Below are 23,695 nucleotides of genomic sequence, written 5' to 3' on the forward strand. Positions count from 1 at the left end.
TCCTGGTAGCATCAGGCCCTGATCAATTGTGTGGGCTGGGCGTGTTGAAAGGGCTGGCATCTTCAGCGACAGGTATGGGACGAAAAAGCGATAGTTGAATTTAGCGGCGCACTGGCCTGCCGACTTCTCCTGTGCGTAGCTCAGACCGGGTGCCGCTGGCGAAGCATCAAGGTAGTCCAGATCAGATCCGCCTGTGCTTCGTCCACGGCACTTGGGTTTTAAAGTTCGCGAGCGACTCTGAATCCCAGAAAGTCACCCCTTATCGTCTTGGGTCGGTCATTGCGATTGGCTGAGCGCGAGAAAATGGGTGGCTCTCCCCAGTCGTTTCCACGCATGTGAGCCAGCTTGCAGCTGTCGTCCTCAATCCAGGCGCTCCCGTCTGTCGGGGCACCGACATAATCCTTGTGCCAGCAATCGGCTACCCATTCGTAGACGTTGCCATGCATGTCGTAGACGCCGAAGGCGTTGGGGGGATAGCTGCCCACCGGGGAGCTGTAGGTGTAGCCATCCTTCGGGCCATAGGTGTTGGCGTGTTTGCTGATCTGGTAGTCGCCTTCCTCGTCGAAGGGGAAAGGGAAGGGGCCGGTGGAGCCGGCTCGTGCGGCGTACTCGCGTTCGGCTTCGCTGATCATGCGGTAGGGTTTGCCGGTCTTCTCCGACAGCCACTGGGTGTAGGCCTGTACCTCGTAGTAGTCGATGCACACGGCCGGCTGCCTGGGGCCTTGTTCGTAGCTTGGCTTGCCTGCTTCGCACCAGCGACCAGGGCGTTCGTCGCCGCTCTTGATCACCACGCCTGATGCCTTGATATAGGCATCCAGTTCTCCGGCCGTGACTGGGTAGCGGCTGATGGCGAAGGGTTTGGCGAAGGTCACGGTGCGTTGCGGGCCTTCGTCAGGCTGACGCCCCAGTTCGTCTTCGGGGGTTCCCATGACGAAGCTGCCAGCTGGCAGAACCACCATTTCCGGGCAGTCCTTGCAGTCCTTGAAGACAGTGCCCGGTTGTGTCTTTTCTTCAGCAACACCCGCCAGCGATAGAGCCATGCAGGCGGTGGAGCACAGAAGAACGAGTAATTTCATGGGTTACCTCGTTGTGGAAAGTGAGCCGGTACAACGCCTTGCGTTCAAGCGCGGGGGATCAGAAATACCGCAGCCAGGCGATATCCCGCCGACGGTGCTTGAGGCGCGCGAACCAACTGGTTGGGAAGAACAGGGCAACGCTGAGCAGGGCGGAACAGATCCAGATGCTGGAAAGCCGTTCGAAGCCGTAGTAGCTGCCCATGTTCGGGCCCAGCGAGTGCAGCACGATCAGATACAGCGCCTTGAGCGCATAGAGGTGCAGCAGGTAGAAGAACATCGGTGCTCCACCATAGATGGCGAGAAGCTGGATGCTCCTGCCGCTCCGGTATTTCTCCAGAAGTGCCAGTGCCACCAGCCCGAACGCCAGGGAAGGCAGCAGGTACATCAGTGACGGCGGGTACTTGGTGGCGCTTTTGAAACTCAACAGGGTCTGCAGCCAGTCGCCTGTGTCGACCCAGGATTTTTCCCCATAGACGTTCAGGTAGCGCAGGCCGACAAAAGCGATGAACAACCAGGCGCCTATCTTGAACAGGGTCGAGATGCGCTTTTGCGAATCCGTGCCTGACGCATAGAGAGGGCCTGTTGCATAGCCGAGGATGATCACGCCAAACCAGGGCAGCAGGGGATAGCTGGTGAAGAGACGCGGGAAGTGGGCGAATTCGAATGACGCACGCTCGTGCAGCATGGCCCAGGGCAGGTAGAAGGCCGATTCGCGATCGATGCTGATGCCGTCCAGCAGGTTGTGGCCGCAGATGATCGATGTGCCCAGAATCAACAGGCAGGTTCTGGAAAGCCCCAGCAGGCAGGCCAGCACGATCATGCTGACGCCGATGCACCAGATCACCTGCAAATTGAGCGAGCGCGGCGGAAACTCGCCGCTCCAGGCGAAATCGACCAGGGTGATTTCCAGCAGCATTAGAAACAGGCCGCGCCTGAGCAGGAATTGCCGGGTGCTTCTCGTATCGTGGCTCTGGGCGTAAAGCCAGGCGGACAAGCCTGTCAGGAAGACAAACAGCGGAGCGCAGGGCTCGGTGATCATTCGCGTCAGGTAGAGCCCGACAGGTGTGCTGTAATCGACAGGGTCGGCTACTTCCTGGTGCAGGAAGAAGGTTTCCCGCACGTGGTCGATCAGCATGGTCAGCAGGATGATGCCGCGCAAGGCGTCGATGGAAGCCAGACGCGCGCGCGTCGTAGCCTGAATCGTGGCGCTTGCCAGGCCGGGGCCGGCAGCGTTCTGTGTCAGGGACGTGGTCATGGCTGTCCTCCGTGGTGCGTCAAGGGATCAGGTGGCCGTTATCGGTCGGCGGCAACGGCTACGCCCTTGCCGGATTTCTGCACCTGCTCCCACGCTCTGAGGAAGTTTCCGCCCCATAGCTTGGCGATGTCTTCGTCGGAATATCCGCGCTGGATCAGCTCGGCGGTGACGTTGCGCGTATCGCCGACGTTCTCCCAGCCGATGATTCCGCCACCATCGTTGAAGTCGGAGCTGATACCGACATGGTCGATGCCGATCTTCTTCACGGCGTAGTCGATGGCATCGCCGAATTCCTTGAGCGTCGCGCGCGGGTCTTCCTCGAGGATGGCGTACAGGGCTCCGGCGTATTCGCCGAACTTCTGCTCCGGCCAGATGGAGAACACCGGATCGGCCGGCATGCTTGCCTGGGACAGGTTCTGTACCTTGGGCAGGCCGAAACCGGTGCGCATACGGTTGACCTTGTCCAGGGTGTCCTCGGAGAAGGCCCTGAGCATGGACGAGAACCCGACGATCTGTACCACTCCGCCGGTATCCCTGATCAGGCGTAGCTCGCGGTCGTCTAGGTTGCGGGGCAGATCCACCAGGCCCCGCACCCCGGAATGGGAGGCGATCACCGGAGCGCGGCTGAGCTGGGTGACCTGTTCCAGTGCCTGGCTGGACATCTGCGAGACGTCGATCACCACACCCAGCTCGTTGAGTCGTTGCACGGCCTGACGGCCCAGTTTGGAGAGGCCGCCGTGTTCGTCCGGCGAATCGCCGAAGAAGGGCATCGGCCGCGACGAGTCCGCCCAGGCATTGTTGCCCACATAACTGAAGCCGAAGATGCGCATGCCCCGTGCTGCCCAGTCGTCCAGGCGGGAGACGTCGTCACCCAGGGGGTAGGCATTGAGCATGCTGATGACGATGGCGAACTTGCCTTCATGGGCCAGGCGCCGGAAGTCGGCGGGGGTATAGGCAATACCCGCCTGGTTGGGGTAATCCCGGGCGATGCCACTGATGATCCGGTAGCGGGTTTCCTGCTCGTGGCGGGCGGCTTCGACGAAGCCCGGAGTCGGTCGATGCGGAGCATTGGGCCCTGTCCAGAACTCCGGCCAGGCCCAGATGGTCAGTGCCGCACCGCTGAGTCGGCCCCGTGCGGCCTTGACCAGATCGAACTGAGTGGCGCCGTCCTTATTGGCCTCGTTACCCGGGCTGCCGAAGTCGGGCTGAATGTCGATATGGCTGTCGAATGAAAGAATTCGTTCCTGCAAGGCTTCGGCCCGACGCATCACATCCAGGGGATAGGGCGGTACCCGGTTGATGAAAATCCACCAGGCCAGTATCGCGGCGGCTACCGCCAGCACTGCTATGGTGCTCAGGAGTAGCCATTTCCTGGCTGTGCGACTCATGCTCATGAGGTTCCTTGGGCCGAAGACATTCGCCGGCCGACTGCCGGGCGATTCGCAGGAAGAACGAGTCAGCGCGTGGTGAATTTAATGTGGCGCTATTCCGGCTCCGAAAGGGATCGCCCGCGTTGCGATAATTTCGCCGCGATGCCGTTCGTTAACGAGTTATGCCGTGTAGCGCAGCACACGCAGCCTTCACGTGACACGTGATAAGAGTCCCAGGAGAGCCGACCATGGATTTGCTCGCGGTATTGACCCGTTTGTTCACTGGCGCTCAGGCGGTTGGTGTGCAAGGCGTGTATCAGTTCGTGTTTGCCGAAGACAACGTCATCTGGTCGTCTGTGGGGGAGCGGCTGGATACCCAGCGCGGACGACATCCGAACGCCGATGTGACCATCGAGCTGGAGGAGCAGGATTTTTCCGCAATCGTATCCGGCACCCGAGATGTCGAAGAACTGTTTGCCAACGGCAAGGTGAGAATCAGCGGCCAGATGGGCTTGGCGACTCTGCTGCCGCAGATCATCAGCGCAGCACGGCGGGGTGTGCCCGTCGAGCAGCCTGCGCGCACCATGAACCAGCGTTATCCGGCAGCGGAGCGGTACAGTGATCGACTTTCCTCAGAGCAGGCACCACTATTGGCGATCAAGCGGTGCCCACGCAGTGCTTTGTCGGTGGAGGACTTTCGTCGCGATTATCTGCCTCAGGGGACGCCGCTGATCATCAGCGATGCGCTCCAGGATTGGCCGCTGTTCAATATGAGCCGCGAAGAATCCTTGGCACATTTCGCCGAACTGCAGGGCATCACCCGGCATGGCGACTACGTACAGAAGACCTTTTCCACCGAGCGCGATTTCCGTTCCACCTCCATTGCAGAATTCATCGCCTCACTGGAGCGGCCGCTGGCGCCGGATGAGACGCCCCCCTACATGGGCAACAACGTTCTGCCCGGCCGACTGCTGGAACTGATTCGCGTCCCCGGTTATTTTCCGCCTGAGCTGTACATCAAACCGCGTATCTGGATCGGCCCCAAGGGCACGCTGACGCCGTTGCACCGGGATGATTCAGACAACCTCTTCGCCCAGGTATGGGGACGCAAGTCGTTCATTCTGGCGGCACCTCACCACCGCAAGGCGCTGGGTACCTGGTCTACGTCTGAGGCGGGTGGGCTGGAGAGCTGTACGGTGAATCCCGATCGACCTGATTACGCGCAATATCCCGACGCACGTGAGGTGGTGTTCCTGCGCATCGTGCTCGAGGCGGGCGATCTGCTGTTCCTGCCGGAAGGCTGGTTCCATCAGGTGGAGTCGCTGTCCACTTCGCTGTCGGTCAACTTCTGGGTCAACTCTGGACGGGGCTGGTAACGCATCAGAGCAGCCGCCATCGCTGGCGGCCTATGTTCAGGCGCCGAGCTTGAGGCGGCCTTTCATCAGCACCGAGTGGGCGGGGAAGGAGCAGAAGAACTGGTAATCGCCGTCTGCCTTCAGTGCTTTCGTGTCGAAGATCACGCTGTCTTGTTCGCCGCCGCCGAGCAGGCGGGTATGGGCGATGACGCGAGGATCATCGGGTTTCAAATAGCCTTGTTCGACGCCGGCCGCGCTGCCGTCGGCGATGATGGCTGGCACGTCGCTGGTCGCGCTCAGAACCCAGTTGTGCCCCATTACTTCCTTGGGCAGGGTGCCGGGGTGCTTCAGGGTGACAGTGAAGCGCTCGCAACTGGCGGGCACGACTATCTCGCTCTTGTCGAAGGTCATCTGGTCGGTGCCGTGGATCTCGATGGCGCAATCGTCGGCCGACCAGGCAAGGCCGGGTAGGGCAAGGCCAAGGGCCAGAAGCAGGGCTCGCTGCATGGAATTCTCCGTTGGGTTGAATTGGGTTCAAAGGTTCAGCCGAATGAACGAGTGGCATCGGCAGGGCTTTAGGCCCGCGCATAAATTCCAGGCCGAGGCATTCGTTCTTGGGGCATACGCTCACGGGGGCGGACAATCGGATGGGTACAGATGAAGGTTTCTCGGCGTGGATTGCTGGCGGGCGCGGCAGCGGTGGCTGCAGTGGCGGGCGGGGTAGGGGTGCCCATCGTGGGCTACCGGCACTATCGCGCCGCCGAGGAAGCTGCGCTGGTCGAGGAGCCCACCCTCGATCCGCCGACCCTCGAGCAGAACCTGCTGGCCGGGCGCTTGGTCGGTATCTGGGATTTTCACCTGCTCGACGGGCATGGGGCGTTCGCGGATTTTGCGGGTGAGGGACTGGAGTTGCTGCTGGATGTCGGGCCATCTGGCCGAGCGTTGCGCGGGCATCTCGGGCGCCGGCCATTTTCCGTTGGTGGCTTCGAGCTGTTCGGCGAGCTCTCCACCGGCACGGGTGCCAACCTGCGCTGGAAGCTGGTCGATGAGACTGGCCGAGCCTACGAATGCACGGCGATCTTCGACGAGATCTGGGGTGTCTGGAGTACTGGCGGTGGCGAGGCGACGCTCAGCGGCAAGCTGCGCCGGCGTGGCGATCAGCCGGGTTGGTCGACGGTTCAGGCCGAGTTCCTGGCCACGCGGCGGCCCTTCATTCAGGCCCGGGAGCGGTTGCCCTATCATCCTGACCTGCATGCCTGGCTGGTTTCCCCCAGGCATCGTCTGTTCCATCAGCTCTGGCACGCCAGTCGCGATCGCTGGCACCGTCTCGATGAGAGTCGGCGACAGTCGTTACGAGCGTTGGACTGGCAGCCGGGGCCGTTGGGCAGGGAGCGAGATGCCCGTGGCAAGCAACGGCATCGCAATGGATCGGGAGAGGATTTCCTGTTCATGCACCGGCAGATGCTGGGACACGCGCGCAGCTTCCAGGAGCTGAAGTCCTGGAAATGCTTGCCGCCGCCCAGGCCTTTCATCGGCCATGGTATCCAGCCGTTCGTTGATTATCTGGAGAACAAGGATGGTTATTCGGTGCCTCCGGCCTGGGAGGCTGCGGGTGACGATGCCTTCAATCAATGGCTCAGGGACGTGAAGAGCAGTGAGGGGTTTTATGGCAATTTCCAGCTATGGGAGGCTCAGTATCAGAACCCCGACTACCTGGCCACCCTGTGCTTGGGTGAGTTGGGCAGTCGCATCGAGCTGGGGCTGCACGACTGGCTGCACATGTGCTGGGCTGCGGTAGGGCGTGATCCGAACAGCCAGTACCCGATGATCTACGACCGGGCGCCCAATGATTTTTCCGAGCGCTGGTTCCGCGCCCAGAACGACTATCTGGCCGATGCGTTCTCGTCTCACGTGAATCCGGTGTTCTGGGCGTTTCACGGCTGGATCGACGACCGTATCGAGGATTGGTTCTACGCGCATGAGCAGGCCCATCCGGGCCAGATCCAGCGCCGGGAGGTCGACGGGGTTTCGTGGTTCGCCAAGGGACGCTGGGTCGAGGTCAATCAGCCGTGGCTGGGCCCGGCCGAGGCCGGCTGTGGCGCCTGGGGGCGCAGCAATGGTGGAGGCGGTGGCGAGCTGGATATCGAGACCATGAAGCTGGCGCTGCACGTTATCCACGATGCCGACGAGGAGGCCAGGCGACTGGCCCGACGTATTCCGCGCAGGCCGTGGTACGGTCGCCATCTGGCGCCGGGGCCCAAAGCGGCCGGCCGATGATTCGCGTTAAACCACGGATTAGGCCTGCGGCCCCGGATTACGCCTGCGGCTAATCCAGGCTACGTTCTGAACGCAGATCGACGGACACTGCTGTCGTGGTGCGTCGTGGATGGCTGCAGCGGACGTCGTGAGTCGATTGGTGAAGGTGACAGGCGGCTAACCTGCGCGGCCCGATCCACCCTACGCCTGCTCAGCCCGTTCGCTCGGATACGACATTTGATCCTTGACGCGACACTGGCAGGAAGGGGCCGGCGTGGTTGCCTGTCGTTCAGGCTCCAGCCAAGGGTGGATAGGGACACGTTGACGCCGCCCCTGCATTCAAGTTTGTTTTGGCGGGTGGCCCTCCTGAGGGCGCCGGACGTGGACTCAGCGGCGCTGGATCAGGGTCTCGCCCGCGTTATTGTGGTTCAGGGCGATGGGCAGTACCTTCGGTAGCATTCGTACCAGTCCGGCCACGTCATTGGTGTTGTAGATGCCGCCGATGCGCATCTCGGCCAGTGTCTGGTCGGCCAGTACTACCGGTTTGTCCAGGTAGCGGTTGATCTGCGGGAGGGCTTCGGCCAGGGTCAGGTTGTCGAGGATCAGCTTGCCATCGAGCCAGGCCAGGGCCGAGCTGCTGGCCGTGTCAATCTGCGGCAGGTTACCGTCGCCTCCATAGCGAGCCTGCAGGCCGGGCGTCAGGTAGGTGGTCTGATCCGCGCGGTCGGAACGACTCTGTACCCTGACCGACCCCTCGGTCAGGGTAACCACCACCTGATCCTGGTATTTCCACACATTGAAACGTGTTCCGGTGACCTGAATGCTACCCGCACCGGCCTGCACTACGAAGGGATGCTCGGCATCATGCTGAACCTCGAAGAACGCCTCGCCGTCCCTCAGGTAGACGCTGCGCTGGTCGCGGAAGTTGGCGAACCAGAGCGTCGTGTCCAGATTCAGGCGAACCCGCGAGCCATCGGCCAGCGTCACCTCCTGGCTGCTTTCTCCGGCGTGTACATGCTGCACGTGATCGGGTAGCCAGCCCCGCTGCCATCCCAGCAGGCCACCCAGGGCCAGCAATACCACCGCTGCACTGGCCAGTGCGGGTCTACTCCAGCGCTGGCGAGCCGAACCGCTCGACGGGGGCGCGTAGTGCCTGGGCAGGTGCTCGCTGAGCTGCCAGATGTCGAGCATCGCGCGGTATTCCTCGGCATGCGCCGGATCGCTATCGAGCCAGTGCTCGAACGTCGCGCATTCCTCCGCAGTGCAATCGTCGGCATGCATACGCATGCACCAGTGAGCCGCCTCGTCGGTGAGGGACTGGTTTATGGCGGGTGGAGAAGGGTGGAGTGTCATCGGCTACCGGTTCGGTTAGGGGGCTGGCATGAGCAAGAGGCTTCTCTTTATGATGAGAATTATTATGATTTGGCTTTTTGCCAGTATAGAATGCGCGGGGCACCCGCTCAAGGTGCCGTCCGGCCGTGGATTGCGGGCGTGGGATTCACCTGAATGGGTACGGGGTGGGGTGGCACATCGTGGAAAAATACTACCAGCAATTGGTGCGTTACCTGACGGTACGTCTGCGCGACAGCCAGTTGGCGGCGGACGTTGCCCACGATGCCTACCTGAAAGTGCTCGAAGGTGGGCGGGGAAACACGCTCGAATACCCTCAGGCATATCTATACCGCACGGCGCTCAATCTGGTCATCGATGGCCACCGCCGCTCGGCGATACGCCGCAGCGAATCGCTTGACGACATCGACCCCAACGCGCAGGGGCTGGAACAGTTTCGTGCACCCCATGACTCGCTTTACTTGCAGCAGCGCGCAGAACTGGTCAGCAAGGCCCTGAACGAGTTGTCCGAAAGTTGCCGGCAGGCCTTCCTGCTGCGCAAGCTCGACGGTTTGGCGCATCCGGAGATTGCCGCTCGCATGGGTATTTCCAAGGGCATGGTGGAGAAACACATCGTCAATGCCATGCGCCACTGTCGTGTTCGAGTCAGGGAAATGGAATACTCCATAGACGACCCCGATGACGCCAAACGCCGCTATAAGCGCCCCCCTTCCGGCAGTCTCTGATCAATGCTTGCGCCAGCAGCCTCGTTCAGGCTTTTTCACCCGGCCGCTTAAATTTCCTCGTCACTACCGCGTTTTCCATGTGCCGCGCTTCGGCGCGTTCCTGCACAGGGCTAACGGGGGTGAACGTGTACAAAGCAATTCTGCTGAGCATCGCCTGCCTGGGAGCGGCGAATCTGGCGAGTGCCGCCGAGGATGGAGCGGCCGCCCAGTCGGTGGAGATTCGCTGGACATCGTTCGGTGTTCCCCATATCCGGGCGGCCGATGAGCATGGCCTCGGCTATGGCATCGGCTACGCGTATGCCCGCGACAACCTGTGCCTGCTGGCCGACGAGGTACTCACCGTACGCGGCGAGCGAGCCCGTTTCCTGGGGCGTGAGGGGCGCTCGTCCAGCGGACTGGACAACCTGTCTTCGGATCTGTTCTTTCGCTGGCTGAACCGTAGCCAGGCCCTCGCCGAGTTCCGCGCGGCGCAGAGTCCGGCGGTTCGCCAACTACTGTCCGGTTACGTCAAGGGGTTCAACCGGTATCTCGCGGATGCCGAACAGCCAGCCAGCTGCCGTGGTGCCGCCTGGCTGCGGCCTCTGCAAGAAGACGATCTGGTACGCCTGGTACGCCGCCTGCTGGTCGAGGGGGGGCTGGGGCAGTTCGTCGAGGCGGTTCTGGGCGCCGCACCGCCAGGCGCGTCGGCGGCCCGCGTCGTAACGCCACCCAGCCTGGCGCGCCTCGCAGACTTTCGCCTGGAACGTGGCAGCAATGCCATCGCCGTGGGCGGCCAGCGCACCGAGAACGGCAAGGGCCGGCTCTTGGCCAACCCCCATTTTCCCTGGTTCGGTGGCCTGCGTTTCTACCAGATGCACCTGACCATACCGGGACGCCTGGATGTCATGGGCGCCGCCTTGCCGGGCCTGCCGGTGGTGAACATCGGTTTCAACCGTCATCTGGCCTGGACCCATACCGTGGACAGCTCCAGCCATTTCACCCTGCACCGCCTGGCGCTCGATCCCAAGGATCCCTCCCGCTACCTGTTCGATGGCCGCAGCCTGCCGTTGACCCGAACCACGCTGCAGGTCGAGGTGCGCGAGGCCGACGGCAGCCTGTCGAACGAACGTCATGACTTCTACGAGTCCCGCTTCGGCCCACTGCTGAACTGGCCGGGCAAGCTCGACTGGAGCCACGAGCAGGCGTTCGCTCTGCAGGATGTCAACCTGGCCAACACCGCCGTCCTCGAGCAATGGCTGGCAATGAACCGCGCCACCGACGTGGATGGCCTGCGCAGTACCATTGAGGAGCATCAGGGGATTCCCTGGGTCAATACCCTGGCGGTCGACGACCAGGGGCAGGCCCTGTACTTCAATGGTTCGCGCATTCCCCACGTACCGCCGCAGCGCTTGTCTATCTGCGCGTTGCCGGCGCTGGTCGCCGAAGGCCTGCCGGGCCTGGATGGCAGCCGCAGCGAGTGCGATTGGCAGAATGATCCGGGCGCCGCGGCACCCGGCGTGGTCGCCGGGCGCCACCTGCCGCTGCTGCAACGAGAGGACTTCGTGCAGAACTCCAACGACAGTGCCTGGTTGAGCAATCCGCAACACCCCCTGAGCGGTTTCTCGCCATTGATCAGCCGTGATGCCCGCCCACTCGGACTACGTGCCCGCTATGCCCTGGAGCAACTGACCAGGCGTGGCGAACAGCCATTCAGCGAAGCCTTCCTCAAGCAACTGGTGGACGACAACCGGGTCTACCAGGCCGATCTGCTGTTGGACGATCTGCTCGCATTCTGCGCGGCCCGCTCCAGCGATGCGCAACTGGCGCCGGGCTGCTCGGCCCTGGCCGCCTGGAACCGCAAGGCCTCCCTGGACGCCGGAGCGGGGTTCCTGTATTTCCAGCGTTTCATGGCCGCTCTGGGGCAGGACGCGGCGCTCTGGCGCGAGCCGTTCGATCCCGCCGATCCGCTGAGCACGCCCCGCGGCCTGGCCTGGCAGCAACCGGAAGTCGCCAGCAGACTGGCCAAAGCGCTGCTCCAGGCTATCCGAGAGGTCGCCGATAGTGGCCTGCCCGCGCAGGCGACCTGGGGGCAGGTGCAAGGGGTGCAACGCGGCAGTACGTGGATCCCGATTGCCGGTGGCGATGGGCGCCTCGGCATCTACAATGCCATCCAGAGCGAACCCCAGGCAGATGGACGCCTGGCCGTGGTAAGTGGCAGCAGCTACCTGCAACTGGTCAGCTTCGACGACCAAGGGCCGGTCGCCCAGGGCTTGCTGGCGTTCTCCCAGTCCAGCGATCCGGCATCGGTTCACTTCAAGGATCAGACCGAGTTGTTCAACCGCCAGGTCTGGCAGCGCCTGCCGTTCACCCGCGGGCAGATCGACGCCGACCCTGAATTGCAGGTGCTCGAGCTGCGCGTGGACGACTGAACCGCTGCGACGGCGGTCGGGCTGACGGACTGGCGGTGGTCGCGTTAAGCTCGCGCCGCCGCCCTGCCGACGAGCCGACCATGCAACCGCGTCCTATCCGCCCCAGCGACCTCGATGCCTTCCATGAGCTGTTCAGCCAGGTGACGGCGGAAGGGTTGTACTCGACCCGCCCAAGTGCTCCACCGAAAGCCGTTATTGCCCGTGCTCTGGAACGGGCGGGCGACAACGGCTGGGCGGTTTATGTAATCGAACATGAAGGGCGGATCATCGCTACCGCCGAAGCCTATCCGGATAACTACTGCCGGCCCGAGGGCGATGCGGCGGTGGGCATTCTCGGCATGCAGGTGCATGCCAACTGGCGGCGTCAGGGGCTGGGCAAGCGCCTGCTGGAGCGCGTGATCAGGCATTGTCGGGAGCAGGGCATGCGCTGCATCGAGTTGACGGTGCTCAAATCCAATCAGCCGGCGATAGCCCTGTATCTCAAGTACGGTTTCGTCTGGCTGGAAGATCTGTCGCCGTGCCATCTGCCGGGTGGCCAGGCCGATCTGCCGCAACGTATGCGTCTCGCTCTAGCCTAGGCCTTAGAACCTGTTCACGATCTTTCGACGAAATTCCATGTGCAATGACAGCAAATGGCGTAAACGGCCACCCGGAATGTTGTGTCGAATACGCCGGCCAAATATCGGATTACGCTTCGCTAGGCTGCGCGCCCCGATCCAACCTACGGTTCGTCGTGCCCCGAACGTAGCCTGGATTAGCCGCAGGCGTAATCCGGGGCCGAAGGCCTGTCCATGGTTCGACGCGGGTCATAGAGGGGCCGCTATTGCCGCCGATCCATAGGGATACGGGATCCCAACTAAAGATTATGAACAGGCTCTTACAGCATCTCCGGCTTGAAGCGCCCGCGCCGGCTGATCCAGTCGCCAGCCACCATGAACTCGCCATCGCCGCGGTAATGCACGGTCTTGGGCCGCTTTGGCGAAACGGCAACGTGGGCCTTGACGATGTCCCAGATGAACAGGCCGTGGCGGTCGATCTGGCTGGCATCGGCCAGGCGGCATTCGAAGTTGGCGTAGCACTCGTCGATCAAGGGTGCGTCGACCCGTTCAGCCGGTTTTGCGGTGAGACCGAAGCGCGCGAATTTGTCGACCTCGGCGCCGCTGCAGTTACCGATATCGACCACTGTATCGACGATGTCCAGGGTCGGCAGATTGATCACGCAGGCTTCGCTGTTTCTGATCATCTCGAAGCTGTGGTTGGCCTCCCAGATGTAGCAGGCGAAAGATTGAAAGCCGATCATCATGTGCCAACCCATGGTCATGATGTTGTGCTGTCCCTGCCAGCTGGAACTCACCAGCACGATGGGGCCGGGTTCCAGGTAGCGGCGCACGTCGTCCAGCGGGTGGTCTGTCTTGCGATAGCGTTTCATCGACTCTGCTCCTGTGATGACAGTGGCATGTGCTGAAGTGGACAAGTGCTTGGCGGCCAGTGTTCGATTGAATCGGCTTGCAGGCACTGCTGATGAGTCACTAACCTGCACCTCGAACATTCTTGCCCGCAGGAGCGCTGTGCGTGTCCATCCGTCCCAGACAAGCTGCCGACAATCCACGTCTGCTCGAAATCTGGCACCGTGCGGTGCTGGCGACCCATGACTTCCTCTCGGCCGAGGACGTCGAGACGTTGTATTGCCAGGTGCGCGACCTTTATCTGGATGCCGTAACCATCTCGGTCTATCGACTCGATGACGGGGGTGTGGCCGGCTTCATCGGCCTGGGCGAACGTCATGTGGAAATGCTCTTCGTCGATCCGCAGCTGCATGGCCAGGGCATCGGCTCACGGCTGCTCGATGATGCCCGGGCACGCCTCGGCGACCTGACGGTGGACGTTAACGAGCAGAACCCGGCGGCCCATGATTTCTATCGCCGTTATGGTTTTCGTGACATCGGCCGTAGCGCCACCGATGGGGAGGGGCGGTCGTTTCCGCTGATCCATATGGCGCTTTGATTTCAGGGCTTGGCGAATAGGGTGCTGGTCATGTGGTCGATGAATACTCTGAGCTTGGGTAACGCATATTTGCTGTTAGGCCAGAGCATCCAGAAAGCGCCGTTGCGTTCCATATGATCCACCAGCACCGGTTGCAGGCGACCAGAAGCGATATCTTCAGCGATCAGAAAATCCGGCAGACAGGCAATGCCGAGCCCGCTGCGGGTAACCCTGAGCAGACTGTCGAGGGTATTGCAGATCACGCGCTGCTTGAGCGCGTGTTGCAGATCCGCGTTCACGCCCTGCAGCGGCCAGCGTTCGAGCTTGCCGCTGGCGTGGAAGCGGTACATCAGGCAGGCATGGTCGAGCAGATCCGCCGGCTGCTTCGGGATGCCGTGGCGATGCAGATAGTCGGGGCTGGCCACCAGCTGTTGTGCAAAGGTGCCGAGTTGCCGGGCGGTCAGCCGGGAATCCTGCATGGGGCCCGTGCGGATCACCGCATCGAAGCCTTCTTCGAAGACATCCACCATGCGATTGGAGAGGTCGATGTCCAGTTCGATTTGTGGGTAGCGCTGCATGAAATCGATCAGCACCGGCATCACCAGTTCACCGACTCGCGGCATGCTGATACGCAAGCGCCCGCTGGGGCCCTCGGCGGCACTGGTGAGTTCCAGCTGCGCCGCTTCCAGTTCGCATAATACACGCCGGCAGCGTTCGAGAAAGCGCTGGCCTTCGGCCGTCAGCGTCATGCTGCGGGTGCTGCGGTGCAGTAGGCGTACACCCAGGCGCTGTTCCAGCCGGGCGATGCTCTTACCCACCGCTGAGGAGGAAATGCCGAGCTGGCGCCCGCTTTCGGTGAAGCTGCGCGTATTGGCGACCTGCACGAATACGCCGATGCCGCTGAGGTTGTCCATCCTGGATTCCATCATGGGCGCAAATCGCCAATGCGTTGGATTAAGGACAAGAATGTCCGATAAGTTGCGAACCTTAGCCTGTTTTTCTCGACAGCGCTGCTGCCTAACCTGCTGACCTGGTCGATTGGCCGCATCCCGCTGCGCCGAGACCTGCCACAGGCGTTTTCCATGTATACCGATGAACATTCCCTTGCCGCAGCTCAGGTAGCCTCTGAGCGCGAGCGTTTGCCACTGAACGGTTTGCTGGTGCTGGCGGGAGCCGGCTTCATCACCATCCTTACCGAGGCGCTGCCAGCCGGGCTGCTGCCGCAGCTGAGCGCGGATCTTGGCGTCAGCCAGGCCATGGTCGGGCAGATGGTGACGCTCTACGCGCTGGGTTCCCTGCTGGCTGCGATACCGCTGGTGATGCTGACTCGCAACTGGCGTCGGCGGCCGCTATTGCTGACCGCCATTGGGGGATTCGCGGTGGTCAACCTGGTGACGGCGCTATCCAGCCATTACCCGCTGACCCTGGTCGCGCGGTTTTTCGCCGGGGTGTTCGCCGGCTTGCTGTGGGCGCTGGTCGCCGGATATGCGGCGCGCATGGTGGCTTCTCATCTGCAAGGGCGGGCCATTGCCGTGGCGATGGTCGGCACGCCGCTGGCGCTGTCTCTCGGCATACCGGCGGGCACCTTTCTCGGCGGTGTGCTGGGTTGGCGTTACACCTTCGTGCTGATGAGCGTGCTGACGCTGGTTCTGCTGGTGTGGGGGCGCATCGTCTTGCCGGACTTTGCCGGGCAGCGCAGCACCGGCCCACTGCCTGTCGGTCGGGTGTTTCGCCTGCCCGGCGTGCGTCCGGTGCTATTCACCATCCTCATCTATGTGCTGGCCCACAACCTGTTCTACACCTACATCGCCGCGTTTCTGTCTCCCCTCGGCATGGTCGCGGAGGTGGATCGGGTGCTGCTGGCGTTCGGTCTGTCAGCGCTGGTGGGCATCTGGCTGACCGGTATGTTGATCGACCGTTGGCTGCGTGTGCTCAGCCTGCTGAGTGCCGCGGTACTGGCGCTGGCCTGCGTGATGTTGGCCATGTCGGGTTCTTCTGCCCTGCTGGTGTATGCCGGCGTAGCGGCCTGGGGGCTGGCGTTCGGTGGCGTCGCCACGCTGTTTCAAACCGCCTCCATCCGGGCGGCAGGTGACGATGCGGATGTCGCGCAGTCGATGTGCGTGACCGCCTGGAACCTGGGCATCGCCGGAGGAGGGCTGTGCGGCGGCGTACTCCTGCAAGGCGTGGGGCCCGCTGCATTGCCATGGGGGGCCGCGGGCTTGGCGCTGTTGGCATGGCTGATCGTGTACAAGGCCGGCGAACACGGCTTTACTCGAGGACGTTGAACCTCGCACGATGCCGATCGATCCGACAAGCCGAACGAATCGGCGCAGATACCTGTCCCCATGATAGGGCCTGTTGACGTTCCAGCACGACCGCGCCGGAGCCCGTTTTGCCGCGAGGCAAGGGCCGCGCCCGCTCCCGGCGGGCTTGCGGCATTTCCCACATCCATGTGGGTCACACAGCCGCGAAGTTTAGTGGGCTAAATGAGCCGGCGAGAAACGCAGCATCGCGGCAAAGCGGGCCCGGCCCTTCGGGTGGGGCCGCCTAGGTTGCGCGGGAAATCTCGCCATGCGTTGTTGGAGGACTTGGCAAGGGAACAACCATTGCCGGCGTCCTCCGCCTAGCGGATCGCCGCCCGGCCTTGCGAGATTTCTCGCAGCAACGCGGCTTGCGCTGAAACGTCAACAGGCCCTAGATCCCACTCGAACCATGGAGGCAGCATGCGTATCACTCTTCCCACCCTCGGCTTCGGCGGTGCACCGCTCGGCAACATGTTCCACCCGATCGACGAAGACCGCGCCCAGGCGACCCTGGACGCCGCCTGGGAGGCCGGTATCCGTTACTACGACACCTCGCCCCATTACGGCGCAGGCCTTTCCGAGGAGCGTTTCGGGCGTCTGTTGCAGGGCAAACCACGCGATGAGTTCGTGCTCAGCAGCAAGGTCGGACGCCTGCTGCAACCCGCCGACAAGCCGGAGAACGCCAAGCCTTTCACCCATGAGCTGCCCAACCGGCGCGTCATCGACTATTCGGCGGACGGTGCGCGGCGCTCCATAGAGAGCAGTCTGCAGCGCCTGGGCGTGGATCGTCTCGATGTGGTGTTCATCCACGATGTGTCCGAAGACCAGCACGGCCCGAAATGGCGCGAATACTTCGCCGAAGCGATGCAGGGCGCAGCGGTTGCGCTGACGAAAATGCGCGAGGAAGGGCTGATTCGTGGCTGGGGGCTGGGCGTCAATCTGGTCGAGCCCTGTCGCCTGGCGCTGGAACAGTCCGATCCCGATGTGTTCCTGCTGGCCGGTCGCTACACCTTGCTCGACCATCGCGTGGCGCTCGATAGCCTGTTTCCACAATGCGCCGAGCGCGGCGTCGGCATCGTCGTTGGCGGGCCATTCAATTCCGGCGTTCTGGCCGGTGGCGAGCACTACGAGTACGACCGGATTCCCGATGATATCCGCCGCAAGACCGAACGCCTGCGCGCCTTGAGCGAGCAATTCGGTATCGACACCCGCGCCGCTGCGCTGCAGTTCTGCCTGGCCAACCCGGTGGTGCAGTCGGTGATTCCCGGCAGTGCCAATCCGCAGCGGCCTGCGCAGTACGTGCAGCAGCTCGACGCAGCGATCCCGGCCGCGTTCTGGCATGCATTGCGCGAGGAAGGCATCGTTCCGGAGGACGCTCCGCTACCGGCCTGATTTCAGGCGTTCGGTTCGGCCAATGCCCGTTGGTACACCGCCAGGTCATTGGCCGAAAAGCAGCAGAACACTACCTCGACGATACCCGGATGATTGGCCAGCTCGGCCTGTACCGTGGTGATCGCGATCCGTGCTGCCTGATCGATCGGATAGCCGTAGATACCGGTGCTGATGCTGGGAAAGGCAATGCTGCTCAGCCCCTGTTCGGTGGCCAGGCGCAAGGCGTTGCGGTAGCAGGATGCGAGCAGTTGTGGCTCGCCCTGAGTGCCGGAGCGCCATACCGGCCCGACCGTGTGGATGATGAAGCGGGCGGGCAGGCGATGACCTCTGGTCATTTTTGCTTCACCGGTCTTGCAGCCGCCGAGCAGGCGGCATTCATGCAGCAGCTCACTGCCGGCGGCGCGATGGATCGCCCCGTCAACGCCGCCACCGCCGAGCAGTGAGGAATTGGCCGCATTGACGATGGCATCCACATCCAGGGTGGTGATGTCGCCCTGCAAGGCGATGAGGCGCGCGGACATGCTTCGGCTCCTGGGACAGAGTGGTACTGCTGATCCGACAGATCGGCCAGAGGAATGTTTCTCCAGAGATAGCATTCATCGGGAACGGATATTGCTCTATCTGTTAGCAAGAGGATTATCCATGGCTAGCAAGATGCATTTCGAACCTTGACAGCCAAATCCTGCACCAGGGCCATGTTCCCCATGGGGCGGATGGCAAGGGACATAGACAGCGCTAGCGCAGTCAGGTCGCCGTAGCGTATTTACCCGGCCCACGAGGCTGGCGGATAATGCGCCAGCCGTAGCGTTTGCGGCGAGCCATCAGGGGTCGCCTGCGTTGGATCAGAGGAAAAGATGGCTGCGAAGACCGTCACCAGCAAGCAAGTCGAAGTACAGCGCATCGTCGATGTGCTGTTCAAGGCCATCGCTCAGCATCGCTTGCCACCCGGGACGCGGCTGATCGAAGCGCAGATCGTCGAGACCCTGCAGGCCAACCGCAACCATGTGCAGGTGGCTCTGCAGCGCCTGGCCTTGCAGCGCGTCGTCACCATCGAGCCGAACCGTGGCGCCATGGTCGCTCAACCCAGTGCCAAGGAGGCGCGCGAGATCTTCGCAGCACGGCGTGCCATCGAGCGGGCGATCGTCGAAAGCATCACGCCGACGATCATGCACAAGCAGCGTCAGCGGGTGGCCACGCACATGAGCAATGAGCGCAAGGCCACCAATGCTACCGATCGCCGCGCCATCGTTCGCGAGCTGAGCGAGTTTCACCTGATGCTCGGCGAGATCAGCGGCAATTCGGTGCTCAGTGAAATCCTCGCCAACCTGATGGTGCGCAGCTCACTGATCGTCGCCCTTTACCAGCGCAACGATGTGCCGTCCTGCGCTTCGGACGAGCATCAGGAGATCATCACCGCCCTGGAGAAGGGCGATCATGAGCGGGCTGCCGCGGTGATGCTGGAGCACCTGGGCGAACTCGAAGATCAACTGGATCTGGACGATCAGGCCGAGCCCGAGATCAATCTGCGCCAGGCCCTGGCCGGCCTTTGACGCTGCCCGGCAGCGCCGACCTTTTCGAATCGCTAGAGAGCCTGGCCTTCAAGGTCTGAGCAGACGCGCCTGTGCCCGTTCGAAGGTCTTGCGCCCGGCCTTGTAGCCCATCAGCGGTGGGCTGATCTCGGCCACCACCGCAGCCGGCGAGGGCGCATCGAAGACGATGAAGTCAGCACGGCAGCCAGGCGTCAGGCCGTAGTCGGGCAGGCGCAGCAGGCGTGCCGACTCACTCGATACCCAGCCCAGGCAGCGCAGCAGTTCGGCTTCGGTGGCCAGTTGGCTGACGTTGGCGAACAGGTTGGCCTGGCGCACCAGGGAGGCATCTCCGTAAGGCGTGAAGGGGTTGCCGATATTGTTGGTCGACAGCGAGCAGGTCACCCCGCAGGCGTGCAGGTGCTGCAAGGGCGCCAGGCCACGGGGCTTGTTGTGGAAATGCTCGCGCCCGGTCAGAAACAGGTCGGTACTCGGCAGGCAGGTGACCTGCACGCCGGCTTCGGCCAGCGACTCGGCGACCGCCAGCAGGGTGTCCCGGGGCAGCGCCGACAGCTTGGTGACATGACCGATGGCCACCCGGCCGCCCCAGCCGTGCTGGTGGGTGCAGCGGATCACCTCGCCGATGGTCATGCCTTCCGGGTTCAGGTCGAAATCCAGGTGCAAGTCCAGGTCGCGGTCGAACTCGACCGCCAACTCGAACAGGCGGCGAATCTGCGCGATGGGCTCCGCGTCGGTGTAGGGACAACCACCGAGCACCTCGGCGCCCAGGGCCAGTGCCTCGCACAGCAAGGCTTCGGTGCCGGGGTTGTTGAGCAGGCCTTCCTGGGGGAATACGCAGATTTCCAGGCTGATGGCCCAGGCATAGTCCGCCTGCAGGCGACGCACCGCGTTGAAGCCGGTAAGGCCGATCTGTGGGTCGATTTCCACATGGGTGCGCATGTGCGTGGTGCCCTGGGCGATGGCTTTTTCCAGCACCTGGGCGCCGCGCTGGTAGACGTCCGCCTCGCTGAAGTCGGCCTTGGCCGCGCGGGTCTGGGCAATGGCCTCGGCCAGGGTGCCTTCTTCCAGCTGGCAGCGCTGCATGATGCAGGCCTTGTCCAGGTGGATATGGGTTTCCACCAGGCCGGGCAGTAGCAGCTTGCCGCCCAGGTCGAGCGTTTCACCGGCCGCGACAGTGGTGCTCAGGGCGCCGACGAAGCGGCCATTCTCTACGTACAGTGTCTGCAACGCTTGGCGGTCGTCGCCCAGGCGTGCGTTGATGATTTTCAGGGCATTCATGCGGCCGCTCCTTCGCCCAGGTAGGCCGCTTCCAGTTCCGGGTCGCCACGCAACGCTTCGGCGCTGCCGGATTTGACGATGCGCCCGGTTTCCAGCACGTAGGCACGGTCGGCCACCTGCAGGGCGAGGTTGGCCATCTGGTCGACCAGCAGCAGGGTCACGCCTTCGTCGCGCAAGGCGGCGAGGGCGTCGTACAGCTCGCCGATCATCGCCGGCGACAGGCCCAGGGACGGCTCGTCGAGCAAGAGGATCTTCGGTTTGGCCATCAGCCCGCGGCCGACCGCGACCATCTGTTGTTCGCCGCCGGAGAGCAGGCCGGCTGGGCTGTCGATGCGCTCGCGCAGGCGCGGAAAGCGGCGCAGGATAGCTTCGATTTCCGCGTCGGCGTCGAAGGCCTCCTTGCGCGAGTAGGCGCCGAGCAGCAGGTTGTCGCGCACGCTGAGCTGGCCGAACACCTGGCGGCCTTCCGGCACCAGGGCCAGGCCGCGGGCGGCGATGGTGCTGGCATCGGCGTGCTCGATGTTTTCGTCGTCGAGCAGGATGCTGCCGCCACTGGCTTTGTGCAGCCCGGCCAGGCACTGCAGGATGCTCGACTTGCCCGCGCCATTGGCGCCGAGAATGGCGATCAGCTCGCCCGGGTTGACCACGATATCGACCTTGTCCACCACCGGCGCGGCGCCGTAGTCGATGACCAGATCCTTGATGTACAGGCGCGCATCGCGCGAGCCATCCCAGGCTTCGGCGCGCGGGGTGGCCTGGTAGCGGGTGCCGCCGAGGTAGGCGGCGATGACCCGCTCGTCCTTGCGCACCTCGTCCGGTACGCCCCAGGCGATGGGTTTGCCGGCGTCGAGTACCAGCAGGCGTTCGGACACCGCCATGACCAGGCCCATGTCGTGCTCGACCAGGATCACCGCGATACCGAACCCGGCGAGGGTCTTGAACAGGCTGGCCAGGCGGTCGGTGTCGCTGCGGCTGAGACCGGCGGCCGGTTCGTCGAGCAACAGCACGCCGGGGCGCGTGGCCAGGGCGCGGGCGATTTCCACCAGGCGCCGGTCGACGTGCGCCAGGTCGTCGGCCGGGGTATTGACCGAGCCCTGGTAGCCGACCAGGGTCAACAGTTGCAGGGCCAGTTGCCGCTGGGTGTCGCTGGCGCAGGTGAAGGGCAGGCCGAGGCGGCCCCGCTGCATGGCCACCAGCAGGTTTTCCAACACCGACAGCTCGCCGAACAACTGGGTGGTCTGGTAGGTGCGGGCGATGCCGGCGCGGGCGATCTTCCACGCCGGCTGACCAGCCAGCGGTTGTGCCAGCTCGATGCTGCCGCTGTCCGGGGCATAGAAACCGCTGATCATGTTCAGCACCGTGGTCTTGCCCGCGCCGTTGGGGCCGATGATGCTGGTGATACTGCCGGGAGGCGCCTGCAGGCTGACGTTCTGCGCCGCCTGCACGCCGCCGAAGCGAATGCCGATGTCCTTGACCTGCAGGCCGCTGCGCGCCGGGGTGTCCTGCAGGAAGAACGCGCTCAGCTGTGCCGGGTCGAACGCGGGCGGCGCGGCCTGGTGCCTGGGGCGCAGCCACAGGCTGGCCAGGGTACCGAGCAGGCCGCGCGGCGCCGCCCAGAGCACGCTGAGCAGCAGAACCGAGAAGATCAGCAGGCGGTACTCGGCGAAATCCGAGAGCATTTCCGGCAGCAGCACGATCAACAGGGCGCCGAGCAGCGGGCCGAACAGGGTGCCGCTGCCGCCGACGATCACCGCCAGCACGAACAGGATCGACTGCGAGAAGGGGAAGGACGCCGGGTTGATGAACATCATCAGCGGCGCCACCAGGGAGCCGGCCAGGCCGGTGAGCAGGGCGGACAGGGCGAAGGCCAGGGTCTTGGTCTGCACCGGGTTGAAGCCGAGCGAGCGGGCGGCGATTTCCGCCGACTTCACCGCGCGCATGGCCATGCCCCAGCCACTGTGGCGCAGGCGCTGGAACAGGGCCAGGGCCGCGATCATCAGGGCCGTGGCGATCAGCGCCATGCTCACACTGGGGTCGAGGCTGCCGATTTCCGGCATGGGGATGCCCATCAGGCCATTGGCGCCACCGGTCAGCGAGCGCCATTCGATCAGGCCGTGGTGCACCACCAGGGCGAAGGCGATGGTGATCATCGCCAGGTACGGGCCGCTGACGCGCAGCGCCGGAATCGCCAGCAGTGCGCCAATGGCGCCGCAGGCCAGGCCGGCGGCGATCATCGCCAGGCCCAGGGGCAGGCCGGCCATGGTCAGCAGCGCCGAGACATAGGCGCCGATGGCGTAGAAGGCGATATGGCCGAAGGAGATCTGCCCGCTCAGGCCGATCAGGATATTCAGGCCCACGCCGACCACCACGGCCAGCGCGCAGAAGGTGAAGACCAGCAGCGAGTAGCTGTCGAGCAACAGCGCCATGGCGCCGCAGGCCAGGGTCAGCAGGGCGAGGGAAACGGGGGCGAACAGCGAATGCTTCAGGGTCATACTTTCACCAGGGTCTTGCTGCCGAACAGGCCGTTGGGGCGCAGCGCCAGGGCCAGGATGACCAGGGCGAAGGTGAACAGCTGGGTAAAGGCCGAGCCGAAGTAGATGGTCACCAGGGCCTCGACCAGGCCGAACAGCAGGCCGGCGGCGAATACCCCGCTGGCGCTGGCGATACCGCCGAGAATCGCCACGGCGAAGGCCTTGAGGCCGAACAGCATGCCCATCTCCGCGTTCACGCTGAACAGCGGGGCGATCAACAGGCCGGCAATCGCCGCGAACACCGTCGACACGGCAAAGGCCACGGCGACCACGCGGTTGACGCGGATGCCCATGAGCATCGCCGCCCTGGGGTTCTGCACGCAGGCTTCCAGTACCTTGCCCAGGCGGGTGTAGCGGCGCACCAGGAACAGCGCCAGGGCGATGGCGCCGCCCACCAATGGGATCAGCAACTGCAGCACACCGACGTTGTTGCCCAGCAGTTCCAGATGCTGGTTGGCCAGCGCCGAGGTGAACTGCCGCGGCTCCTTGCCGAAGGTGAACAACGCCAGGTTGTCGACCAGGATGCCCGCCGCCACCGTGGCCATCAGCCAGGCTTCGGAGCCCCGCGAATGGAAGGGCCGCACCAGGAAGCGTTCGATGGCCAGGCCATAGATCGCGCACAGCGTCAGGGTCGCCGGGATCGCCAGCCACAGCGGCCAGCCCCAGGTGATGTAGAAGCTGTAGCCGAGCACGGCGCCAACCATCATGGCGCTGCCCTGGGCGAAGTTGACCGTACGCGAAACCACGTAGGTGATATGGAAACCCAGTGCCAGCAGCGCGTACATGCTGCCCAGCCCGAGCCCGGTGATGATGGCGGCGGTGATCATGACGAGAGTCCTCGGGGCGGGCCGTCAGGCCCGCCCGTT

At 63.6% G+C, this 23,695-nt stretch carries 20 protein-coding genes; 9 read left to right on the forward strand and 11 right to left on the reverse strand.

Going from position 1 to position 23,695, the window contains the following annotated elements:
• Nucleotides 1-218 precede the first annotated feature (218 nt).
• From pvdO to DNK10_RS21905, 3 genes are all read right to left on the reverse strand, one after another.
• Nucleotides 219-1,040: a dihydropyoverdine dehydrogenase gene (gene pvdO, locus DNK10_RS21895; RefSeq protein ID WP_244216304.1), complete on the reverse strand. Its 822-nt coding sequence runs from the start codon at nt 1,038-1,040 to the stop codon at nt 219-221.
• A 94-nt stretch (nt 1,041-1,134) separates the two neighbouring features.
• Nucleotides 1,135-2,331, reverse strand: coding sequence for an acetyltransferase domain-containing protein (locus DNK10_RS21900; protein WP_131193012.1), 1,197 nt, complete (start codon nt 2,329-2,331; stop codon nt 1,135-1,137).
• 38 nt (nt 2,332-2,369) lie between these two features.
• The gene (locus tag DNK10_RS21905) at nt 2,370-3,725 is read right to left on the reverse strand and encodes a dipeptidase (RefSeq protein WP_208738854.1); all 1,356 of its coding nucleotides are present in this window, start codon (nt 3,723-3,725) and stop codon (nt 2,370-2,372) included.
• 224 nt (nt 3,726-3,949) lie between these two features.
• Between DNK10_RS21905 and DNK10_RS21910 the strand changes: the two genes are divergently transcribed.
• Complete coding sequence (locus DNK10_RS21910; protein WP_131193013.1) at nt 3,950-5,077, forward strand: cupin-like domain-containing protein; 1,128 nt, start codon at nt 3,950-3,952, stop codon at nt 5,075-5,077.
• 36 nt (nt 5,078-5,113) lie between these two features.
• On the opposite strand, the gene azu is transcribed toward DNK10_RS21910, so the two are convergent.
• Nucleotides 5,114-5,563, reverse strand: coding sequence for an azurin (azu, locus tag DNK10_RS21915; protein ID WP_131193014.1), 450 nt, complete (start codon nt 5,561-5,563; stop codon nt 5,114-5,116).
• A 150-nt stretch (nt 5,564-5,713) separates the two neighbouring features.
• Here azu and pvdP point away from each other — a divergent pair, with 150 nt between their 5' ends.
• Nucleotides 5,714-7,333 (forward strand): pyoverdine maturation tyrosinase PvdP, encoded by a 1,620-nt coding sequence (gene pvdP / locus DNK10_RS21920; RefSeq protein ID WP_165496023.1) that lies wholly within the window; start codon nt 5,714-5,716, stop codon nt 7,331-7,333.
• 366 nt (nt 7,334-7,699) lie between these two features.
• On the opposite strand, the gene DNK10_RS21925 is transcribed toward pvdP, so the two are convergent.
• Complete coding sequence (locus DNK10_RS21925) at nt 7,700-8,665, reverse strand: FecR family protein (protein WP_131193015.1); 966 nt, start codon at nt 8,663-8,665, stop codon at nt 7,700-7,702.
• A 176-nt stretch (nt 8,666-8,841) separates the two neighbouring features.
• On the opposite strand from DNK10_RS21925, the gene DNK10_RS21930 reads away from it, so the two are divergent.
• The 3 genes from DNK10_RS21930 (at nt 8,842) to DNK10_RS21940 (ending at nt 12,373) form a co-directional block, all read left to right on the forward strand.
• Entirely contained in the window at nt 8,842-9,387 is a 546-nt protein-coding gene (locus DNK10_RS21930) for a sigma-70 family RNA polymerase sigma factor (RefSeq protein WP_279635873.1), read from the forward strand.
• Nucleotides 9,388-9,464: 77 nt separating this feature from the next.
• A complete protein-coding gene (gene pvdQ / locus DNK10_RS21935) occupies nt 9,465-11,795 on the forward strand; it encodes a bifunctional acylase PvdQ (protein WP_131193017.1) in 2,331 nt (776 codons plus the stop codon).
• A gap of 80 nt (nt 11,796-11,875) precedes the next feature.
• Nucleotides 11,876-12,373, forward strand: a complete 498-nt coding sequence (locus DNK10_RS21940; protein ID WP_131193018.1) for a GNAT family N-acetyltransferase — start codon at nt 11,876-11,878, stop codon at nt 12,371-12,373.
• A gap of 299 nt (nt 12,374-12,672) precedes the next feature.
• Here the strand turns inward: DNK10_RS21940 and DNK10_RS21945 are convergent, their stop codons facing one another.
• Complete coding sequence (locus tag DNK10_RS21945; RefSeq protein ID WP_131193019.1) at nt 12,673-13,224, reverse strand: flavin reductase family protein; 552 nt, start codon at nt 13,222-13,224, stop codon at nt 12,673-12,675.
• A gap of 143 nt (nt 13,225-13,367) precedes the next feature.
• Between DNK10_RS21945 and DNK10_RS21950 the strand changes: the two genes are divergently transcribed.
• Nucleotides 13,368-13,799 carry a GNAT family N-acetyltransferase gene (locus DNK10_RS21950; protein ID WP_131193020.1) on the forward strand — a complete coding sequence of 144 codons (432 nt, stop codon included), beginning with the start codon at nt 13,368-13,370 and terminating at the stop codon, nt 13,797-13,799.
• Nucleotides 13,800-13,801: 2 nt separating this feature from the next.
• Here DNK10_RS21950 and DNK10_RS21955 read toward each other — a convergent pair whose 3' ends face one another.
• A complete protein-coding gene (locus DNK10_RS21955; protein WP_131193021.1) occupies nt 13,802-14,692 on the reverse strand; it encodes a LysR family transcriptional regulator in 891 nt (296 codons plus the stop codon).
• 168 nt (nt 14,693-14,860) lie between these two features.
• Between DNK10_RS21955 and DNK10_RS21960 the strand changes: the two genes are divergently transcribed.
• Together DNK10_RS21960 and DNK10_RS21965 are read left to right on the forward strand one after the other, a co-directional pair.
• Complete coding sequence (locus tag DNK10_RS21960; RefSeq protein ID WP_131193022.1) at nt 14,861-16,063, forward strand: MFS transporter; 1,203 nt, start codon at nt 14,861-14,863, stop codon at nt 16,061-16,063.
• A 438-nt stretch (nt 16,064-16,501) separates the two neighbouring features.
• Entirely contained in the window at nt 16,502-17,473 is a 972-nt protein-coding gene (locus DNK10_RS21965) for an aldo/keto reductase (RefSeq protein WP_131193023.1), read from the forward strand.
• A 2-nt stretch (nt 17,474-17,475) separates the two neighbouring features.
• On the opposite strand, the gene DNK10_RS21970 is transcribed toward DNK10_RS21965, so the two are convergent.
• Nucleotides 17,476-17,994, reverse strand: a complete 519-nt coding sequence (locus tag DNK10_RS21970; RefSeq protein ID WP_131181224.1) for an O-acetyl-ADP-ribose deacetylase — start codon at nt 17,992-17,994, stop codon at nt 17,476-17,478.
• A 333-nt stretch (nt 17,995-18,327) separates the two neighbouring features.
• Here DNK10_RS21970 and DNK10_RS21975 point away from each other — a divergent pair, with 333 nt between their 5' ends.
• Nucleotides 18,328-19,023 (forward strand): GntR family transcriptional regulator, encoded by a 696-nt coding sequence (locus DNK10_RS21975; RefSeq protein WP_131181223.1) that lies wholly within the window; start codon nt 18,328-18,330, stop codon nt 19,021-19,023.
• Nucleotides 19,024-19,071: 48 nt separating this feature from the next.
• Here the strand turns inward: DNK10_RS21975 and DNK10_RS21980 are convergent, their stop codons facing one another.
• The 3 genes from DNK10_RS21980 to DNK10_RS21990 are packed head-to-tail and all read right to left on the reverse strand — an operon-like array spanning nt 19,072 to nt 23,656.
• Nucleotides 19,072-20,298, reverse strand: a complete 1,227-nt coding sequence (locus tag DNK10_RS21980; RefSeq protein ID WP_131193024.1) for an amidohydrolase family protein — start codon at nt 20,296-20,298, stop codon at nt 19,072-19,074.
• On the reverse strand, nt 20,295-22,790 hold the full coding sequence (locus tag DNK10_RS21985) for a branched-chain amino acid ABC transporter ATP-binding protein/permease (RefSeq protein WP_131193025.1): 2,496 nt from the start codon (nt 22,788-22,790) through the stop codon (nt 20,295-20,297). Before DNK10_RS21985 ends, DNK10_RS21980 begins: the two co-directional genes overlap by 4 nt.
• Nucleotides 22,787-23,656: a branched-chain amino acid ABC transporter permease gene (locus DNK10_RS21990; RefSeq protein WP_131181220.1), complete on the reverse strand. Its 870-nt coding sequence runs from the start codon at nt 23,654-23,656 to the stop codon at nt 22,787-22,789. The genes DNK10_RS21985 and DNK10_RS21990 overlap by 4 nt, the downstream gene beginning before the upstream one ends.
• Nucleotides 23,657-23,695: the final 39 nt, after the last annotated feature.

It is taken from the genome of Phytopseudomonas daroniae (assembly GCF_004327275.1).
In the GTDB taxonomy this organism is placed as follows: Bacteria; Pseudomonadota; Gammaproteobacteria; order Pseudomonadales; family Pseudomonadaceae; genus Aquipseudomonas; species Aquipseudomonas daroniae.

What these genes read in the sequence shown, in the direction of transcription:
- DNK10_RS21975 (WP_131181223.1), top strand. Translation starts at nt 18,328, where the DNA reads ATGGCTGCGAAGACCGTCACCAGCAAGCAAGTCGAAGTACAGCGCATC.
- DNK10_RS21990 (WP_131181220.1), bottom strand. Translation starts at nt 23,656, where the DNA reads ATGATCACCGCCGCCATCATCACCGGGCTCGGGCTGGGCAGCATGTAC.
- DNK10_RS21945 (WP_131193019.1), bottom strand. Translation starts at nt 13,224, where the DNA reads ATGAAACGCTATCGCAAGACAGACCACCCGCTGGACGACGTGCGCCGC.
- DNK10_RS21970 (WP_131181224.1), bottom strand. Translation starts at nt 17,994, where the DNA reads ATGTCCGCGCGCCTCATCGCCTTGCAGGGCGACATCACCACCCTGGAT.
- DNK10_RS21955 (WP_131193021.1), bottom strand. Translation starts at nt 14,692, where the DNA reads ATGGACAACCTCAGCGGCATCGGCGTATTCGTGCAGGTCGCCAATACG.
- DNK10_RS21980 (WP_131193024.1), bottom strand. Translation starts at nt 20,298, where the DNA reads ATGAATGCCCTGAAAATCATCAACGCACGCCTGGGCGACGACCGCCAA.
- pvdP (WP_165496023.1), top strand. Translation starts at nt 5,714, where the DNA reads ATGAAGGTTTCTCGGCGTGGATTGCTGGCGGGCGCGGCAGCGGTGGCT.
- pvdQ (WP_131193017.1), top strand. Translation starts at nt 9,465, where the DNA reads ATGTGCCGCGCTTCGGCGCGTTCCTGCACAGGGCTAACGGGGGTGAAC.
- DNK10_RS21900 (WP_131193012.1), bottom strand. Translation starts at nt 2,331, where the DNA reads ATGACCACGTCCCTGACACAGAACGCTGCCGGCCCCGGCCTGGCAAGC.
- DNK10_RS21925 (WP_131193015.1), bottom strand. Translation starts at nt 8,665, where the DNA reads ATGACACTCCACCCTTCTCCACCCGCCATAAACCAGTCCCTCACCGAC.
- DNK10_RS21905 (WP_208738854.1), bottom strand. Translation starts at nt 3,725, where the DNA reads ATGAGCATGAGTCGCACAGCCAGGAAATGGCTACTCCTGAGCACCATA.
- DNK10_RS21940 (WP_131193018.1), top strand. Translation starts at nt 11,876, where the DNA reads ATGCAACCGCGTCCTATCCGCCCCAGCGACCTCGATGCCTTCCATGAG.
- pvdO (WP_244216304.1), bottom strand. Translation starts at nt 1,040, where the DNA reads ATGGCTCTATCGCTGGCGGGTGTTGCTGAAGAAAAGACACAACCGGGC.
- DNK10_RS21910 (WP_131193013.1), top strand. Translation starts at nt 3,950, where the DNA reads ATGGATTTGCTCGCGGTATTGACCCGTTTGTTCACTGGCGCTCAGGCG.
- DNK10_RS21960 (WP_131193022.1), top strand. Translation starts at nt 14,861, where the DNA reads ATGTATACCGATGAACATTCCCTTGCCGCAGCTCAGGTAGCCTCTGAG.
- DNK10_RS21965 (WP_131193023.1), top strand. Translation starts at nt 16,502, where the DNA reads ATGCGTATCACTCTTCCCACCCTCGGCTTCGGCGGTGCACCGCTCGGC.
- DNK10_RS21985 (WP_131193025.1), bottom strand. Translation starts at nt 22,790, where the DNA reads ATGACCCTGAAGCATTCGCTGTTCGCCCCCGTTTCCCTCGCCCTGCTG.
- azu (WP_131193014.1), bottom strand. Translation starts at nt 5,563, where the DNA reads ATGCAGCGAGCCCTGCTTCTGGCCCTTGGCCTTGCCCTACCCGGCCTT.